The organism is Dyadobacter chenwenxiniae, assembly GCF_022869785.1.
Classification (GTDB): domain Bacteria; phylum Bacteroidota; class Bacteroidia; order Cytophagales; family Spirosomataceae; genus Dyadobacter; species Dyadobacter chenwenxiniae.
On sequence record NZ_CP094997.1, the window covers coordinates 2,093,580 to 2,109,763 of the forward strand.

General features: G+C 45.6%; 16 protein-coding genes and 1 pseudogene. 10 read left to right on the forward strand and 7 right to left on the reverse strand.

Features of this window, described 5'->3' with window-relative positions:
• Window position 1 precedes the first annotated feature (1 nt).
• Window positions 2–499, reverse strand: coding sequence for a GNAT family N-acetyltransferase (locus tag MUK70_RS08595; protein WP_234655863.1), 498 nt, complete (start codon window positions 497–499; stop codon window positions 2–4).
• A gap of 123 nt (window positions 500–622) precedes the next feature.
• On the opposite strand from MUK70_RS08595, the gene surE reads away from it, so the two are divergent.
• Window positions 623–1,390 (forward strand): 5'/3'-nucleotidase SurE, encoded by a 768-nt coding sequence (surE, locus tag MUK70_RS08600; RefSeq protein ID WP_244784761.1) that lies wholly within the window; start codon window positions 623–625, stop codon window positions 1,388–1,390.
• Window positions 1,391–1,405: 15 nt separating this feature from the next.
• Window positions 1,406–2,994: pseudogene (locus MUK70_RS08605) on the forward strand (GH3 family acyl-acid amido synthetase).
• Here MUK70_RS08605 and MUK70_RS08610 read toward each other — a convergent pair.
• Both MUK70_RS08610 and MUK70_RS08615 read right to left on the reverse strand, forming a co-directional pair.
• The gene (locus MUK70_RS08610; protein ID WP_234606793.1) at window positions 2,978–3,592 is read right to left on the reverse strand and encodes a LysE family translocator; all 615 of its coding nucleotides are present in this window, start codon (window positions 3,590–3,592) and stop codon (window positions 2,978–2,980) included. The pseudogene MUK70_RS08605 and the gene MUK70_RS08610 sit on opposite strands and share 17 nt — an antisense overlap.
• A gap of 1 nt (window position 3,593) precedes the next feature.
• Window positions 3,594–4,148 (reverse strand): NUDIX domain-containing protein, encoded by a 555-nt coding sequence (locus tag MUK70_RS08615; RefSeq protein ID WP_234655861.1) that lies wholly within the window; start codon window positions 4,146–4,148, stop codon window positions 3,594–3,596.
• A 38-nt stretch (window positions 4,149–4,186) separates the two neighbouring features.
• Between MUK70_RS08615 and MUK70_RS08620 the strand changes: the two genes are divergently transcribed.
• Together MUK70_RS08620 and MUK70_RS08625 are read left to right on the forward strand one after the other, a co-directional pair.
• Window positions 4,187–5,197: a cation diffusion facilitator family transporter gene (locus tag MUK70_RS08620; RefSeq protein WP_234655860.1), complete on the forward strand. Its 1,011-nt coding sequence runs from the start codon at window positions 4,187–4,189 to the stop codon at window positions 5,195–5,197.
• A 27-nt stretch (window positions 5,198–5,224) separates the two neighbouring features.
• Window positions 5,225–6,148: a sugar phosphate isomerase/epimerase family protein gene (locus MUK70_RS08625; protein WP_234655859.1), complete on the forward strand. Its 924-nt coding sequence runs from the start codon at window positions 5,225–5,227 to the stop codon at window positions 6,146–6,148.
• A gap of 1,002 nt (window positions 6,149–7,150) precedes the next feature.
• Here MUK70_RS08625 and folE read toward each other — a convergent pair.
• Complete coding sequence (gene folE / locus MUK70_RS08630) at window positions 7,151–7,840, reverse strand: GTP cyclohydrolase I FolE (protein ID WP_234655858.1); 690 nt, start codon at window positions 7,838–7,840, stop codon at window positions 7,151–7,153.
• The gene (locus tag MUK70_RS08635) at window positions 7,800–8,216 is read right to left on the reverse strand and encodes a 6-pyruvoyl trahydropterin synthase family protein (protein WP_234655857.1); all 417 of its coding nucleotides are present in this window, start codon (window positions 8,214–8,216) and stop codon (window positions 7,800–7,802) included. The genes folE and MUK70_RS08635 overlap by 41 nt, the downstream gene beginning before the upstream one ends.
• Window positions 8,217–8,516: 300 nt before the next feature.
• Here MUK70_RS08635 and MUK70_RS08640 point away from each other — a divergent pair, with 300 nt between their 5' ends.
• From MUK70_RS08640 to MUK70_RS08665, 6 genes are all read left to right on the forward strand, one after another.
• A complete protein-coding gene (locus MUK70_RS08640) occupies window positions 8,517–9,869 on the forward strand; it encodes a Gfo/Idh/MocA family protein (protein WP_234655856.1) in 1,353 nt (450 codons plus the stop codon).
• Window positions 9,870–9,924: 55 nt separating this feature from the next.
• Window positions 9,925–11,142, forward strand: coding sequence for a sugar MFS transporter (locus MUK70_RS08645; RefSeq protein ID WP_234655855.1), 1,218 nt, complete (start codon window positions 9,925–9,927; stop codon window positions 11,140–11,142).
• 3 nt (window positions 11,143–11,145) lie between these two features.
• The gene (locus MUK70_RS08650; RefSeq protein WP_234655854.1) at window positions 11,146–12,228 is read left to right on the forward strand and encodes a GHMP family kinase ATP-binding protein; all 1,083 of its coding nucleotides are present in this window, start codon (window positions 11,146–11,148) and stop codon (window positions 12,226–12,228) included.
• Between the two features lie 73 nt (window positions 12,229–12,301).
• Window positions 12,302–14,311, forward strand: coding sequence for a (E)-4-hydroxy-3-methylbut-2-enyl-diphosphate synthase (gene ispG / locus MUK70_RS08655; RefSeq protein ID WP_234655853.1), 2,010 nt, complete (start codon window positions 12,302–12,304; stop codon window positions 14,309–14,311).
• Window positions 14,312–14,344: 33 nt separating this feature from the next.
• Window positions 14,345–14,524, forward strand: a complete 180-nt coding sequence (locus tag MUK70_RS08660; protein ID WP_082216504.1) for a DUF6728 family protein — start codon at window positions 14,345–14,347, stop codon at window positions 14,522–14,524.
• Complete coding sequence (locus MUK70_RS08665; RefSeq protein WP_234655852.1) at window positions 14,521–14,910, forward strand: MmcQ/YjbR family DNA-binding protein; 390 nt, start codon at window positions 14,521–14,523, stop codon at window positions 14,908–14,910. Before MUK70_RS08660 ends, MUK70_RS08665 begins: the two co-directional genes overlap by 4 nt.
• Window positions 14,911–15,014: 104 nt before the next feature.
• Here MUK70_RS08665 and gldC read toward each other — a convergent pair whose 3' ends face one another.
• Both gldC and MUK70_RS08675 read right to left on the reverse strand, forming a co-directional pair.
• On the reverse strand, window positions 15,015–15,356 hold the full coding sequence (gldC, locus tag MUK70_RS08670; RefSeq protein ID WP_234613237.1) for a gliding motility protein GldC: 342 nt from the start codon (window positions 15,354–15,356) through the stop codon (window positions 15,015–15,017).
• A 58-nt stretch (window positions 15,357–15,414) separates the two neighbouring features.
• A complete protein-coding gene (locus MUK70_RS08675; RefSeq protein ID WP_234606782.1) occupies window positions 15,415–16,140 on the reverse strand; it encodes a DUF4197 domain-containing protein in 726 nt (241 codons plus the stop codon).
• Window positions 16,141–16,184 lie beyond the last annotated feature (44 nt).

Sequence of the window (16,184 nt, forward strand, 5' to 3'; positions counted from 1 at the left end):
GTCAGTTCAGTTGCTTTTCCAGAATATAATCGTTCATCCAGTAAGGACCTATCGGAATGTCCTCTTCGCCGGTCACTGCAAAGCCGTTTTTTTCATAAAAACCCTTTGCTTTGTTGTATCGGTTCACATTTAAAATGAGTTTTTTGCCCCCGGCCGATTTTACAAAATTTTCAGTTTCGCTAAGCAGAAATTTCCCCGCCCCCGTCCCCTGAGTTGAAGGAAGTACGTATATTTTCTGTAACTTAAACTTTTCCGGCCCTTCCCGGGATACGGATGCAAATCCTTCGGGCTCTTCGTTGTTCAGCAGGATCAGGAAGGAATGCTGCTCAACGGTAAACTGTCGCAGGAGGGACTCGTGAGAATATATTTTTTCAAACATAAAGTCAATTTGCTCTTTCGTAAGTATATCACCATAAGTAGGTTCCCAGGTTTTTTCCTGGATTGCGATGATGGCCGGGATGTCGCCAACCGTTGCATGTTTTATTGAGAATGAGGGCATATTGCTTAATTTTGACATATTACAGTTACAAATAAATCTTTTTTCAACCTAAAAACCACATATACTTCATTAGCCAGCCCCGACATTGAACCCCCAAAAAGGCTCGCCGATAAGTAGAATTATATGAAACCCCTGATTTTAGTTACAAACGACGATGGCATAACGTCCAAAGGAATCCGAACACTGGTAGAAGTAATGCAAACCCTTGGAGAAGTGATCGTTGTCGCGCCGAACAGCCCGCAATCCGGGATGGGCCACGCAATTACCATTGGCGAACCATTAAGACTTTATTCCACACATATTTTTGAAGGAGTTGTTGAATATGAATGCTCGGGAACGCCAGCTGACTGCGTTAAACTGGCTAAAAACTATGTTCTACAAGATCGGAAACCGGACCTGGTCGTGAGCGGGATCAACCACGGAAGTAACAGCTCGATCAGCGTGCTTTACTCGGGAACCATGTCGGCGGCCATTGAGGCAGCGATTGAAGGCATTCCGGCAATTGGATTTTCATTGACAGATTACCGGGAAGATGCTGATTTTGACCATGCGATCCCTTTTATTAAATCGATTACCGAAGAAGCGCTCAAAACCGGCATACCGAATGGCATCGCATTGAACGTTAACATTCCGGAGAAGACGGACCTGCCTCTGAAAGGTGTGAAAGTTTGCAGACAGGCGCATGCCAAGTGGCAGGAAAAATTCGATTACCGCGTAGACCCGAACGGAAGAGGTTACCTGTGGATGGCAGGAGAATTCATCAATTTTGACACCGCAAAAGAAGATACCGATGTCTGGGCGCTGGATAACAATTATATTTCTGTTGTCCCGTGTCAATATGATCTGACAGCGTATGAGGCGGTTAAGCAGCTTTCGACCTGGGATTTATAATTTTAAAATTCAGCTATGGCATTAGTAGGTAGTTTATTAAAAAAAGGAATTCATATCAGCAACATTGTTGCTAACCGCAGAAAGGCAAGTCTTCACATTCAGCAAAAAAAGACTTTGGCTAAATTGCTCGCCAAGGCACGTTACACCGAGTTTGGAGAAAAATACAATTTCGACGAGCTGCTATCATCGATTTTGTTCAGTGAAAAGGGTGCCTACTACGAGTTATACAAGAAAACGGTTCCTGTTTACGACTACAACAAGATATTCAACGAATGGTGGCATCGGTCACTGGAAGGAGAAAAGGACATTTGCTGGCCTGGCCAGATTAAATATTATGCGTTAAGCTCGGGCACTTCCGAGGCTGCGACCAAGCACATTCCGTTACAAAAGCCATGTCCCGGGCGATCCAGAAAACCAGCATTCGCCAGATCCTTTCGCTCGGACATTATAAGGACCTTCCCAATGATTTGTATGAAAAAGGCTTTTTAATGCTCGCCGGCAGTACAAATCTGAATAACCAGGACAAACATTTTGAAGGCGATCTGAGCGGCATTACCGCCAAGCAGATTCCCTATTGGTTCAGGCCTTATTACAAACCCGGAGAAAAAATCGCGGCGCAGAAGGACTGGGGACTGAAACTGGAGGAAATTACAAAGCAGGCCCACGAGTGGGACATCGGCTTTATTGTGGGCGTTCCGGCATGGATTCAGCTTTTGATGGAAAAGATCATTGCGCATTATAAGGTCAACACCATTCACGATATCTGGCCCAATTTACAGGTTTTTGCGCACGGCGGCGTTTCTTTTGAGCCTTACAGAAAAGGCTTTGAAAAACTGCTCGCGCGGCCGCTGATCTACATTAATACTTATCTTGCTTCCGAAGGATTCATAGCCTACCAAACCCGCCCAGGCTCACAAGGCATGGAGCTGGTTTGTGACAACGGCATTTTCTTTGAATTTATTCCTTTCAACGAAAAGAACTTCGACTCCGAAGGCACATTACTGCCTGATCCTGAGACATTAATGGTCGATCAGGTGGAAGAAGGAAAGGAGTATGCATTGCTGCTGTCGACTTGCGCCGGTTCATGGCGTTACCTGATTGGGGACACGGTTAAATTTATTGACAAATCCAAAGGTGAAATCGTCATCACAGGCCGTACGAAGCATTATTTGAGCCTTTGCGGAGAGCATCTTTCCGTTGACAATATGAACAAAGCGGTGGATCTGGTTTCTGACGAAATGGGGCTGACAGTGAAAGAATTCACGGTTTGCGGCATTGAATACGGTTCAATGTTTGCGCATCACTGGTATGTAGGTGTTGAGGAAACGGATGTGAATGCAGAAGAGCTCAAAACCAAGCTGGATGCTAAATTAGCGGAACTCAATGATGATTATGCCGTTGAAAGGCGCCATGCATTGAAGGAAGTTTTTGTAACGGTTTTACCTAACAAAGCTTTTTACGACTGGATGAATTCCAAAGGCAAAATGGGCGGTCAGCACAAATTCCCACGTGTTTTCAAAAATTTCTTAATGGACGACTGGAAGGGTTTTTTGGAAAAGAATGGTTACATTAAAGATGAGCCTTCCATTAACTCAGGAAATTGACATATGCGATCTGGCAGGCGATCAGGATAAAAACGACGCCTGTCACTTTATTAAATATCGTGACCACTTTTGGTGTAAAAACGCGTTTTAACCTGTGTGCAAATATTGCAATGCCACATTCTACGAAAAACACAACCACCACACTCGCTCCGAAAAACATCAGCACCTGATGATAATTATAATGCAGATTGGTGCGGAGATAAGAAGCAATTGTTACCCAGCTGATGAAATTCACGGGATTAAGGCCATTCAGCAAAAAACCGGTTGTGAAATAATAAAGCAGGTTTCCGAGGCTCGTTTTGGGATACGCAATCTGCGGCTGTCCTTTGATGATGTTTGTCAGGCCGAGCGCGATGAGGAAAACGACGCCCGCGCCGGCCATCCACTTTTTAAAATCGGGAATGTCGGGCAGTAATGCGGTTCCGTAAATGGCGAAGAAAACGAAGATAATATCGCACACCAACACGCCGAAAGCGATTTTTACGCCTGTTTTGTAACCATTGTCAACGCTGTTTTGCACCAATGAAAAAAACACCGTCCCAAAAGTGAGGCATAATGCTATTCCCGTAAGCGTGCCATACAAAAGCGATTCCAGCATATCAGATTCCCTTCAGTCTGGCAGTCATTAAGATGGCGCATACGGATAGCGAATCTGTGATTTCGGAACGCATGCACATATCAACGGCTTCCTGCAATGTTACTTTTCGCACTTGCAGATCTTCCGTATCCTCGGGTTCCGCGTCCTGCTGGGTGAGTTGCTCGGCGATGAATAAGAAACCTTCTTCATTAGTAGCAGAATTGGAAGTGTGAATGCGAGCGAGTTTGGTCCATTTTTCAGCCACTAAACCCGTTTCCTCTTTCAATTCACGCTTTGCAGCGTCCAGCGGATCTGCATTCAACGCCCCGCCGCCTTCGGGGATTTCCCAGGAATATTCCTCAATTGCATAGCGGTATTGGCCTACCAGATAAATGTTGCCCTCTGCATCCAGAGGAATGACGCCGATGGCCTGATTCTTAAACTTAACCAGCCCATAAATGCCTTTATTTCCCGACGGGTTGATCACATCGCGATGGCTCAGTTCGAGCCATGCATTTTCGTAGACAGTTTCGGTTGAAAGTGTTTTCCAATTATTTTCTGTGGTTATAACCCGCATTTTCTTAGTATTTTTGACCTCTGAATTTCAAATCTCAAATGCAAATAAACCAAAATAAGCTTAAACAACGTCTCATACTGCTGTCTTTTATAGCCAGCATCTTGCTGACGGGTTTGAAATTCTTCGCTTATTATCTCACCTCTTCGAACGCGATCCTGAGCGACGCATTGGAATCGATCATCAATGTGATCGCAAGCGGTTTTGCGTTCTACAGCATTTATCTTTCCGCGCAACCCAAGGACAGAAACCATCCTTACGGCCATGGGAAAATAGAGTTTTTCTCTGCCGGTTTCGAAGGTGCATTAATTATCATTGCTTCACTTTTTATTATCATAGAAGCAGTCAAGCGCATTATGGACCCCGCTCCTATCCAAAATCTTGCGCAGGGTTCGGTTTTTATAATTTTTACAATTATCGTAAACACTGCCATTGGTTATAAACTGATTACCGAGGGCAAAAAGGTCAACTCGCTGGCATTGGTGGCTGATGGGCGACATTTGATGACGGATAGCATCAGCAGCCTTGTGCTGATTTTCAGCGTTGGCCTGATCATGCTGACGGGATATGTCTGGATAGACAGCGCAGCGTCCCTGTTATTCGGCGTTTTCCTGGCTTACAATGGATTTCTGCTCGTAAGCAAGTCCGTGGCCGGCCTCATGGACGCTGTGGATGATGCATTGCTGGAAAAAGTGGTGCAAACATTAAAACAAAATAAAAAGGAAGAATGGATTGACGTGCATAATCTGCGTGTGCAGCAATATGGCTCAGATCTGCACATCGATTGTCACTTGACGCTTCCCTATTATTGGGAACTTCAAAAAGTGCATGAAACAATTCATAATTTTGAGAATATACTGAAAGCCAGCCATACGGGAGAAACCGAAATATTCGTTCATGCTGACCCGTGCCTTTATCAATGCTGCTACTTTTGCCGGATAGCGGATTGCCCCGTTCGTCAGCATGCATTTATCAAAGATATTGACTGGGACGCGGCGAGTCTCGTCAAAAACGAAAAGCTGTATAACGAAGCAAGAATTCATATTCCTTAATAAACATAAATCTAAATTCTAACCAAAATGTACGTTTCCCGTCGCGATTTCCTTAAAAAAGCTGGTGCTACTGCCTTCGCAGCCACCGCTTTTTCCGACCTTTTGATGGCAGATCCTGCCAAAAAACTATGGTTTGATATCTCCCTCGCAGAATGGTCTTTACACAAGTCGCTTTTCAAAAAAGAGCTGACTAACCTGGACTTCCCTGCGCTCGCTAAAAAAGAGTTTGGCATTTCAATCGTTGAGTACGTAAACCAGTTCTTCAAAGACAAAGCAGAAGACAAAACATATCTTAATGATTTGATTCAGAGACAAAAGGACAACGGCGTTACCGCTCACCTGATCATGATCGACGGTGAAGGCGGGTTGGGAGAATTGGACGCTGCGGTTCGTAACAAAGCCGTTGAAAATCACTACAGATGGGTAGAAGCTGCAAAATATCTCGGCTGCAAAACCATCCGCGTAAATGCATTCGGCAAAGGTAGTTTTGAAGAAATCGCGAAGTCCGCAGTGGAAGGACTTGGCAAACTGGGCGAATTTGCTGCAAAAACAGGCATCAATGTAATCGTTGAAAACCACGGCGGATCTTCCTCCAATGGACAGTGGTTGTCAGGTGTAATGAAGCAGGTCAATCTGAAAAATGTAGGAACATTGCCTGACTTCGGCAATTTCTGCATCACCAGAAAAGACGGCGGCTGCGCAGAATCGTATGACAGGTATCAGGGAACAAAAGAATTGATGCCATATGCAAAAGGCGTAAGCGCAAAAACGTACGATTTCGACGAAAAAGGAAACTGCATCGAAACAGACTATACAAAAATCCTGAAAATCGTAAAGGATGCAGGATTTAAGGGCATTGCAGGAATTGAGTATGAAGGAAGCAAGCTTTCGGAGTATGAAGGGATTAAGGCTACGAAAGCGTTGTTGGAGCGCGTTGGGCCTACGGTTTGACCCCCAACCCCCTGAAAGGGGGCTTTCGTTGCTGCTGGTGAGATGACAAAGAGGGCTTTTGCATTGTGTGCTTAGCCCTCTTTTTATACCGGATGTATGCCCGCTAATCGTGATTTCGTTGTTAATAGTAAGATGATATACAAAAATCCTGGAAATCGTAAAGTATGCTGGATTTAAGGGAATTGTTGTTGGAGCGCGTTGGGCCTACGGTTTGACCCCCAACCCCCTGAAAGGGGGCCTTCGTTGCTGCTGGTAAGATGACAGAGAGGGCTTTGCATTGTGCAAGGTTCTCTTTTTTTATACCGGATGGACGCCCTCGAATCGGGCTTTCGTTGCTGCTGGTAAGATGGCAAAGGGGACTTTGCATTGTGCAAGGCTCTCTTTTTTCGTAAGGGGTGGATTCCCGCGAATCAGGCTTTCGTTACTGCTGGTAAGATGAAAAAAGAGGACTTTGCACGATGCAAAGTCTTCTTTTTCATCCCGAATGTACGCCCTCGAAGGGCTTTCGTCGCTGCTAGAAAAATGTAAAGCCCCCTCCCAGGGGGTTCGGGGGTCCTACCAGACCAAGTCACATCCCCAAATAACTCAAAAACTCCTTCTTAGTAATCTCCTCCTGAAACTTCCCGCCATAAAACGCCGTCACGGTAGAACTGCCGGTATGAAGGGAGCAAGCTTTCTGAGTATGAAGGGATTAAGGCTACGAAGGCGTTGTTGGAGCGCGTTGGGCCTACGGTAGGACCCCCAACCCCCTGAAAGGGGGCTTTCGTTGCTGCTGGTAAGATGACAAAGAGGACTTTGCATTGTGCAAGGTCCTCTTTTTTCATACCCGATGGACGCCCGCGAATCGGGCTTTCGTTGCTGCTGGTAAGATGACAAAGAGGACTTCGCACTGTGCAAAGTCCTCTTTTTTCATCCCGAATGTACACCCTCGAAGGCCTTTCGTCGCTGCTACCAAAATGTAAAGCCCCGTCCCAGGGGGTTCGGGGGTCCTACCAGCCCAGGTCACATCCCCAAATAACTCAAAAACTCCTTTTTAGTAATCTCCTCCTGAAACTTCCCGCCATAAAACGCCGTCACGGTAGAACTGCCCGAATCGCGTATTCCTCTCGACTGCACACACATATGCTGCGCATCGATTACAACTGCTACGTCTTCGGTTTGTAATGCCTGTTTCAATTCGTTAGCGATCTGCACGGTTAGCCTCTCCTGGACTTGCGGACGTTTTGCGAAGTATTCTACGATCCGGTTCAGTTTGGACAAGCCGATCACTTTGCCGCTCGAAAGGTACGCGACGTGGGCTTTTCCATAAATAGGCACAAAATGGTGCTCACAATTGGAGAAAACCGAAATATCTTTTTCGACCAGCATCTGGTCGTATTTGTATTTATTTTCAAAAAGCGTGACCGCTGGTTTGTTTTTGGGATCAAGGCCGCTGAAAACCTCCGTGATGAACATCTTAGCGACACGTTTTGGTGTGCCTTTCAAGCTGTCATCGGCCAGGTCCAGACCCATGATTTCCATAATGTGGCGGAAATGCTTTTCAATCAGCTCCATTTTAAGATCGTCATCCATGGCGAAAGCATCTTTGCGCATGGGCGTCTCGATCGATGAAAATAAATGATTGTTGCCAATTTCCTCAACCTCAACCGTTTCAGTCGACTGGATATTCGACGAAGTTCCGTTCTGTTTCATATAATCTGACTTTCAGGTTAAGGCCTGAATCAATTTTTGATCTTAATATTGAATGTATAACGATCGCGATATTTTCCGCGGAAGGGTTTAGTGACTTGAATTCTTCAACGTCCAGATTCAGGTTCTTATGGTCAAAACGATCCAGTACGAATTCCTTTAAAATGGAGCTCAATACTTTCATATCCAGCACATAGCCCGTCTCATGATCAACTTCCCCCGTCACTTGTACGATCAGTTCATAATTGTGCCCGTGAAAATTGGGATTATTGCATTTGCCAAACACGTGCTCGTTCTTTTCAGCCGACCAATCCGGATTATGAAGACGATGAGCCGCGTTGAAATGTTCCTTCCGAAACACCGCCACCTTTTGCGCCATATGATGATTCACTTAAAATAAAACTTGCTTTAAATGTCGTTACAAAGTATGTGTCCAACACACTTAAAGCCTTTGAGCCTGGACGTAATGCGCTCTTGGAGTTACTTGTTTTGGGTTAACGCTTTACAAATCCAATTTGTTCATTTTCCCCAATATTCATTACCTGCTATCGTAAATCGCTTTTTATTTGAATTAATAAAAAAAATTAAAAAATACGGTTATTGAATGTAAATTGCGATCTTGGAAACCATTGCGCCCTGGGCCGGTTCACACCATTCTAAACCTTATCTTGACAAGTTAATGAATAGACGCGATTTTATTCAAAAAGCCACAATGGTCGGCCCGGCCTTAGGAATGATGCCGTCTTTGTATTCCAACGAGGCAAAAATGGCTGATAAAGTGCGGCTTGGCTTCATCGGCGTAGGCCTCCGGGGCCGCAGCCATCTGGAACAAGCGCTTTTCAGGCAGGATGTGGAGGTGAACGCAATCTGTGACATTGATCCGGCTGCCATCAATATTTCTCTTGAACAAATAAAAAAGTCAGGAAGGAAAGCGCCAGCGGTTTATTCCAAAGGCGAAGAAGATTTTCTTAATCTCGTAAAGCGCGATGATCTGGACGGCATATTGATCGCAACGCCCTGGCAGTGGCACGTGCCTATGACTTTGGCGGCGATGAAAGCCGGAAAATATGCGGCCGTGGAAGTTTCGGCCACCGTTACTCTGCAGGATTCATGGGATCTGGTTGATACTTTTGAGAAAACCGGATCGCATTGCATGATCCTGGAAAACGTTTGTTACCGCCGGGATGTCATGGCCATTTTGAAGATGGTGCGTGAAGGAATGTTCGGCGAAATGACCTATGCACATTGCGGTTACCAGCACGATTTGCGATCGGTGAAGTTAAATGACGGGAAAAGCAACGGTGGTGTCGGCGTTGAATTTGGTGAAAAAGGATTTTCGGAAGCCAAATGGCGCACCCAACATTCCGTTGACCGCAATGGAGACATTTATCCAACACACGGCCTGGGCCCCGTTGCCCATTGGCTCGACATTAATCGCGGCAACCGCTTCTCTTACCTGACTTCAACGGCCACAAAATCGAGGGGATTGCATAAATATATCGTCGATCACGGCGGTAAGGATCACCCGAATGCGAAGGTGAATTTCAAGCTCGGTGACATTGTAACGACAGTGATCCAATGTCATAATGGAGAAAACATCGTGCTTGTTCATGACACCAACTCGCCACGCCCCTACTCGCTCGCTTTCCGTGCACAGGGAACCAACGGCATCTGGATGAACGACGGACACAGCATATATATAGAAGGCGTTTCTCCAAAAGAACATACTGCCGAACCCGATAAGGCCTATCTCGACAAAAACGACCATCCACTATGGGCAAAATATGCGAAGGACGCAGAAAGTGCCGGACATGGCGGCATCGATTATTTTGTATTAAGAGGTTTTATTGAATCTATCAAAAGAAAAACGGCTCCGCCGATTGACGTGTACGACGCGGCAACTTGGAGCGCAATCAGCCCGCTATCCGAATTGTCCATAGCAAAAGGAAGCGCGCCCATTGAAATTCCTGACTTCACCAGAGGCAAATGGAAAACCAACAAGCGTATTTTCGGCCTGAATGACGAGTACTAACATTTTATTTTTCATTTTTAACCTACATAACCCTGACCAATTAATTTAAAACTAAATGAACAACAAGAACAGCTACCTTGGCCCTCTCTTTATGATTGGCGTTATATTTTTTGTGATGGGTTTCATCACTTGGGTTAACGGCACATTAATAACATTTTTCAAAAAAGCATTCTCCCTTGACAACACCAGTTCCTATCTGGTAACATTCGCCTTTTTTATTTCCTACACGATCATGGCGATTCCCTGTTCCTATGTTGTAAAAAAGACCGGTTTTAAAAATGGAATGTCGCTGGCCCTTCTTGTAATGGCTGCCGGAACATTGATTTTTATCCCGGCTGCTGAAATGGCTTCCTACCCTGTATTTCTGGTGGGACTTTTCACAATCGGGATTGGGCTTACCGTTCTGCAGACCTCTTCAAACCCATATGCTACGATCCTTGGGCCACGGGAAAGTGCTGCGCAACGGATCAGTATTATGGGAATTGCGAACAAATCGGCCGGGATCCTCAGCCAGGTGATCATTGGTAAATTGCTTTTATCGGGCGCTAGCTCAACAGATCCGAAAGCAGAGCTGGACAAAGTGGTTGTTCCCTATCTCGTTCTGACGGCAGTTTTGGTCGGCTTGGCAATTCTGATTCGCATGTCGAAAGGTTTGGTTGAAGTAAGCGAAGAGGAAGAAACGCCGGTTGGAGCATTGCCCGTTGTAGAAAAGAAGAGCGTTTTTCAGTTTCCTAACCTTGTGCTCGGCGTAATAGCATTGTTTTGCTACGTGGGTGTTGAAGTGATTGCAGGAGATACGATTATCAACTATGGCGTTTCGCTGGGCTTTGCAGAAGAAGAAGCCAGGCTTTTCGGAACATATACATTGGGCGGAATGATGTTTGGCTACGTTTTAGGCATTGTTTTGATTCCCAAATATGTTTCCCAACAGGCATATCTTATGTTTTCAGCCGTTCTAGGAATGGTTGTGACCATTGCCGCGATCTTCACAACAGGTTTTACTTCCGTGCTTTGCATTGCCATTTTAGGGTTTGCCAATGCGGTGATCTGGCCGGCATTGTGGCCTTTGGCTTTGAGCGGGCTAGGTAAATTTACCAAAATTGCCTCTGCATTATTGGTAATGGGAATATCCGGTGGTGCGGTAATGCCATTGGTTTACGGCGGCATTGCAGATTACATTAAAGACGAACAGCAGGCCTATTGGGTTATGGTTCCATTGTATATGTTTATCCTGTATTTCGGTCTGATTGGCCATAAAAAGAAAAGCTGGTAGTTCATGAGGATTTCGACCCCGGGCCGTATATGTTTATTTGGTGAACATCAGGATTATCTTGGCTTACCTGTCATTGCAGCAGCCATTTCGCGCAGGATCAGCATCGACGGACATTACCGGGATGACAGCAAAATCATCCTGCATTTGCCCGATCTTGGGCTGAAAGAGGAATTTTCACTCCATGACACATTTCCATACGTGGTGCAGCGGGATTATTTCCGCAGCACCATTAATATTTTAAAACGGAAGGGTTTAACATTCTCAAAAGGCTTTGAATGTGTTATACAGGGTAATATTCCAATTAATTCAGGAACGTCGAGCTCCTCCGCACTCATTGTTTCCTGGGCACATTTTCTGGATAAAATGAGCGATAACCCGGTTGGTTTTTCCCAAAAAGAACTGGGCGAAATTGCTAATGCTGCAGAGGTGCTCGAATTTGGGGAACCGGGCGGCATGATGGATCATTATTCGACAGCCATCGGCCATGTGATTTACCTGGAATCGACACCCATTATCCACGTTGAAGCACTGACTCCGACGCTCGGAACATTCGTTCTAGGTGACTCTTTGGAGCCAAAAGACACATTAGGAATTCTGGCGCGCTGCCGTTATGGAATGGAAGATGTGATCAAAAAAGTCTCCAATTACGATCCCGAATTCTCCATTTTCACCACGCCTTTTGACAATTGGATTGATTATAAAGCGCAGCTTACCGACGATGAACTGAGTCTTTTAAAAGCGAATCTGGAAGACCGCGACATTCTTGTTGAAGGGAAAGTTTTGTTAACGCAAAGTATCCATATCCCTGTTAATGAGGAATTTGACAAACATTTCGGCGGGCTGCTTTACAAACACTACGAAAACCTGCGCGACCATAAAAGAACTTCAACACCCAAAATCGAGCGCATGATGAATGCTGCATTATCTGCTGGCGCATTAGGCGGCAAGATCAATGGCTCGGGCGGTGGCGGTTGCATGTTTGTGTATGCGCCCACGAAGGCAGAAGAAGTGGCCGAAGCCATTGAAAAAGAAGGCGGGAAAAGTTACATTATCACCGTTGATTCAGGAACGCGGATCGAAAACTGAGGCATTAAAATGCACGATTGTAATTCCGATTGTGTTTTTGTTTTAAGACCTTTGCCAATATAATAACAACTCCATGGCAGTAGTTACAGCTTCTGAAAAAACGACAAATCTTTACTGTCCCTCACTGACAGCATATAACAGGCGAAAAACCATCACAATAAACATCGGCGACCTCCCCATGGGCTCCGATTATCCCATCCGCGTCCAGTCCATGACAACCGTTGATACCATGGATACGCAAGGTTCCATTGACGAAGTGATCCGCATGGTGGATTCGGGTTGTGAATATGTGCGCATCACCGCGCCCAGTGTGAAGGAAGCGCAAAATCTTGAAAACATACGGAACGGCCTGCGCAAGCTTGGTATTAATGTTCCCCTGATCGCCGATATACATTTCACGCCTAATGCAGCTGAACTTGCCGCCAGGATCGTTGAAAAAGTAAGGATTAATCCAGGTAATTATGCAGACCGCAAGCGTTTCGAAATCATCGATTACACCGACGCTTCCTATGCCGCAGAACTGGAAAGAATTCGGGAAAAATTCATCCCGCTGGTCCGCATATGCAAGGAGTACGGCACAGCCATGCGAATTGGGACAAACCACGGTTCGCTGTCCGACCGGATATTAAGCCGTTATGGCGACACACCACTCGGAATGGTTGAATCTGCGCTGGAATTTTTGCGCATTTGTGAAGAGTTTAATTATTTTAACATTGCGCTTTCCATGAAATCCAGCAATACGCAGGTCATGGTGGAAGCCTATCGTTTGCTTGTGCAGCGTCTGGACGAAGAAGGGTTGAAGCCTTATCCGCTGCATTTGGGCGTTACGGAAGCCGGGGAAGCAGAAGATGGCAGGATTAAGTCTGCAGTCGGCATTGGCACATTGCTTGAAGATGGTCTTGGCGATACGGTGCGGGTTTCTCTAACCGAAGCGCCTGAAAAGGAGGCTCCTGTGGCCCGTGCCTTGATCCAGCGATATGCGAATCGTACGCCGCACGGATATATTGAACCCGTTGAATCCTGCCCGATTAATCCATTCCAATATACAAGAAGAGATACAAAGGAAGTTTATAACATTGGTCATTTGAATGTGCCGCGTGTTATTGCGGATTATTCTAATATCCACGTAACCCAGCTGGAAGACCTTAAAAGCGTTGGACATTTCTTTCTGCCTGTGCCTGACAAATGGGCGATGAATGATCAGGGAGCTGATTTTATATATTCCGGAAAAAATCCTGCGCCTTTCATGCTGCCCAACGGATTGCGTGAAATCCTGGATTTTGAGCAATGGTTAACGCACGAAAATGCAGTTAACAAATTTCCACTTTTCGAAGCAGGAGAATGGCTTGAAATTGATAAAACAAGCGTTTCCCCACAGTTGAATTTTATCAAGGGAACCATTCATTCGCTCGACGATTTGCTCCTTGAAAGCATCCGGTTAGCAACAAATGTTGTCCTCCTAATCCACACGGACAATGCACACGCGATGCCCGAACTTCGCCGGTTCTTCTATAAACTGGTTGAAAAAGGCATTAAAGTTCCCGTGGTCGTACAGTGCGATTACGCGAGTGATTTGGGCGACGAGCTTACATTATACTCAGCCACCGACATCGGCGGCTTGCTCGTGGATGGCTTTGGGGACGGCGTGTTACTGCAGCCATCCTTTCCAACGCATATCACCCATGCCGATATGCTCAAATCTGCCGCATCCTTCAACAGCATTGCATTCGGCATTTTACAGGCTGCGAGAACCCGGATGTCAAAAACGGAATACATTTCCTGCCCGTCCTGCGGCAGAACACTTTTCGATTTGCAGGAAACGACGGCAATGATCCGCAAGCACACGGAACATTTGAAAGGTGTGAAAATCGGCATTATGGGCTGCATCGTAAACGGACCGGGTGAAATGGCGGATGCGGATTACGGCTATGTGGGGATGGGCAAGGATAAAATCGCTTTGTATCGTGGTCAGGAAGTAATCAAAAGATCGGTTACGGCGGCCAGGGCTGTGGAGGAATTAATTGGCTTAATACGTGAAGACGGCCGCTGGATTGAGCCGGATGAGCGGGAAATATTGGTTTAGTAGGGTTGGTAAAGACAGAAAACCGTAAATTTTATGAAAAGATACTTTCAGTTAGGCGACGTGTTTGGTTATTTCTTTCGCGTTTTCAAAAAAAGGGATCCGAATGCCCCCGATTCCTTTAACCTGCGCATGATGCATGGGATCAACAAAATTTCCATCGTCATGTTCCTGATTTGCGTTATCATTATGATCGTTAGAGCATTGACAAGATGAATTTAGAATCGCTGAGAGATTACTGCCTGAAACTCCCGGGTGTGACAGAAGAATTGCCATTTGGGCCAGATACATTAGTGTTCAAGGTCAAAGGCAAAGTCTTCCTCCTCACGCCCATGGACTCAGCGTCACATCAGTTCAACGCCAAATGTGATCCTGAAAAAGCAGAAGAGCTAAGAGAAAAATATCCGGACGTAAATCCCGGATATCATATGAACAAGAAGCACTGGAATACAGTCCACGTCACCGGTAACATTCCAAGTGAGACGTTATTTGAATGGGTGAAAGAATCTTATGATTTGGTGGTTAAGAGTCTGCCGAAGAAGGACCAGGCGTCCCTCGGCTCCGCTCGGGGTGACAAGTCTGGAAGCGATTCGCACAAATAAATTGTTGGTCTGACCTCGGCTCCGCTCGGTCTGACAGAGCGGAGCAGTTCGCCCTGTCAGACCGAGCGGAGCAGTTCGCCCTGTCAGACCGAGCGGAGCCGAGGTCACTTCGCAGCCTTCATCTCTTCATCCAACTTCTTGCTTAACGTCTCGCACACGCCCTCAATGGCGTCGGCCATGACGGTATCATTTGTTGCAGTAAGCAGCGTGTCTGCGATGCCGCTCATGAGTTCGATGTAGAAGCGTTTCATTTCGAAAACTTCCATGTCCTTTGTCCAAAGATCGATTTTTAATGTGCCGCGGTGGTAATGGTCCCAAACGGCAATGGCGATCGCACGGGTGTCGTTGATACCTTCGTTAGGGTTGTCCGTTGCATTCCAAAAAATCTTTTCCGGTATGTTCTTGTCGTCGAGTTCAACGGTAAAATGTATTTCCGATTTTTTCATATGAGGTGTTAATATTTCAGACAAAAGTAACCAATCGAGGATATTTATAGTTCTAAAATTACTTCGTTGCCTGTTTAAACACCTTTTTCAAAAGATCGGTAACACGCGCTTTCGGGTCTTCGCGGATCTTTTTCTCTTCCTGAGCGATCAAAACATATAGCCCGTCAATGGTCTTTTGGGTAGCATAACCTTTCAAATCGGGATTCACTTTTTTGACCAGAGGGAGCTTGTTGTAAGTGTCTACAATCTCTTTGTAATAATCAGTGGCTTTGTTCAGGTTAAGCGTGGAGTCTACAACCGGGAAGAATGTTTTATAAAGATCTTCATTAGTTGTTTTCTTTAAATACTGCGTCGCTGCATCGTCTTGTCCTTTTAAAATACCCAGCGCATCAGGCACGGTCATGGAAGTAATTGCTTTTACGAAGATCGGTTTTGATTTTTTCGCAGCATCCTCCGCGGCGCGGTTGAGTGATAAGGTGAATTTGTCAACCTGGTCGCCCAATCCCATTTTTCTCAAAGTTTCAGCCACCTTTTGCGCTTCCGGGGGAACAGCGATTTTAATTAATTCATTTTTGAAAAAACCATCCACTTTGGAAGCCTCCGCCGAACCGTTGCTGATCCCAACATTTAGGGCTTCTTTCAAGCCTGAAACGATTTCGTTTTCACCAAGCGCATCCGATTTTCCGCCTACCTTATCCAGCACTTTTCCTAAGTTGAACTGCGCCTGCGAATTAGTGGCTGATATGAGTGAAAATAATAATATTGCTAAGATTTTGTGATTCATTACGATTGTGTTTGTTAAATTCTGACTACGCTTTAAACGTACTC

Bases quoted from the DNA above. Each gene is read 5' to 3' on its own strand.
- MUK70_RS08625 (WP_234655859.1), top strand. From the start codon at position 5,225: ATGTACGTTTCCCGTCGCGATTTCCTTAAAAAAGCTGGTGCTACTGCC.
- MUK70_RS08665 (WP_234655852.1), top strand. From the start codon at position 14,521: ATGAATTTAGAATCGCTGAGAGATTACTGCCTGAAACTCCCGGGTGTG.
- surE (WP_244784761.1), top strand. From the start codon at position 623: ATGAAACCCCTGATTTTAGTTACAAACGACGATGGCATAACGTCCAAA.
- folE (WP_234655858.1), bottom strand. From the start codon at position 7,840: ATGAAACAGAACGGAACTTCGTCGAATATCCAGTCGACTGAAACGGTT.
- MUK70_RS08675 (WP_234606782.1), bottom strand. From the start codon at position 16,140: ATGAATCACAAAATCTTAGCAATATTATTATTTTCACTCATATCAGCC.
- gldC (WP_234613237.1), bottom strand. From the start codon at position 15,356: ATGAAAAAATCGGAAATACATTTTACCGTTGAACTCGACGACAAGAAC.
- MUK70_RS08650 (WP_234655854.1), top strand. From the start codon at position 11,146: ATGAGGATTTCGACCCCGGGCCGTATATGTTTATTTGGTGAACATCAG.
- MUK70_RS08620 (WP_234655860.1), top strand. From the start codon at position 4,187: ATGCAAATAAACCAAAATAAGCTTAAACAACGTCTCATACTGCTGTCT.
- MUK70_RS08640 (WP_234655856.1), top strand. From the start codon at position 8,517: ATGAATAGACGCGATTTTATTCAAAAAGCCACAATGGTCGGCCCGGCC.
- MUK70_RS08635 (WP_234655857.1), bottom strand. From the start codon at position 8,216: ATGGCGCAAAAGGTGGCGGTGTTTCGGAAGGAACATTTCAACGCGGCT.
- MUK70_RS08660 (WP_082216504.1), top strand. From the start codon at position 14,345: ATGAAAAGATACTTTCAGTTAGGCGACGTGTTTGGTTATTTCTTTCGC.
- ispG (WP_234655853.1), top strand. From the start codon at position 12,302: ATGGCAGTAGTTACAGCTTCTGAAAAAACGACAAATCTTTACTGTCCC.
- MUK70_RS08595 (WP_234655863.1), bottom strand. From the start codon at position 499: ATGCCCTCATTCTCAATAAAACATGCAACGGTTGGCGACATCCCGGCC.
- MUK70_RS08615 (WP_234655861.1), bottom strand. From the start codon at position 4,148: ATGCGGGTTATAACCACAGAAAATAATTGGAAAACACTTTCAACCGAA.
- MUK70_RS08645 (WP_234655855.1), top strand. From the start codon at position 9,925: ATGAACAACAAGAACAGCTACCTTGGCCCTCTCTTTATGATTGGCGTT.
- MUK70_RS08610 (WP_234606793.1), bottom strand. From the start codon at position 3,592: ATGCTGGAATCGCTTTTGTATGGCACGCTTACGGGAATAGCATTATGC.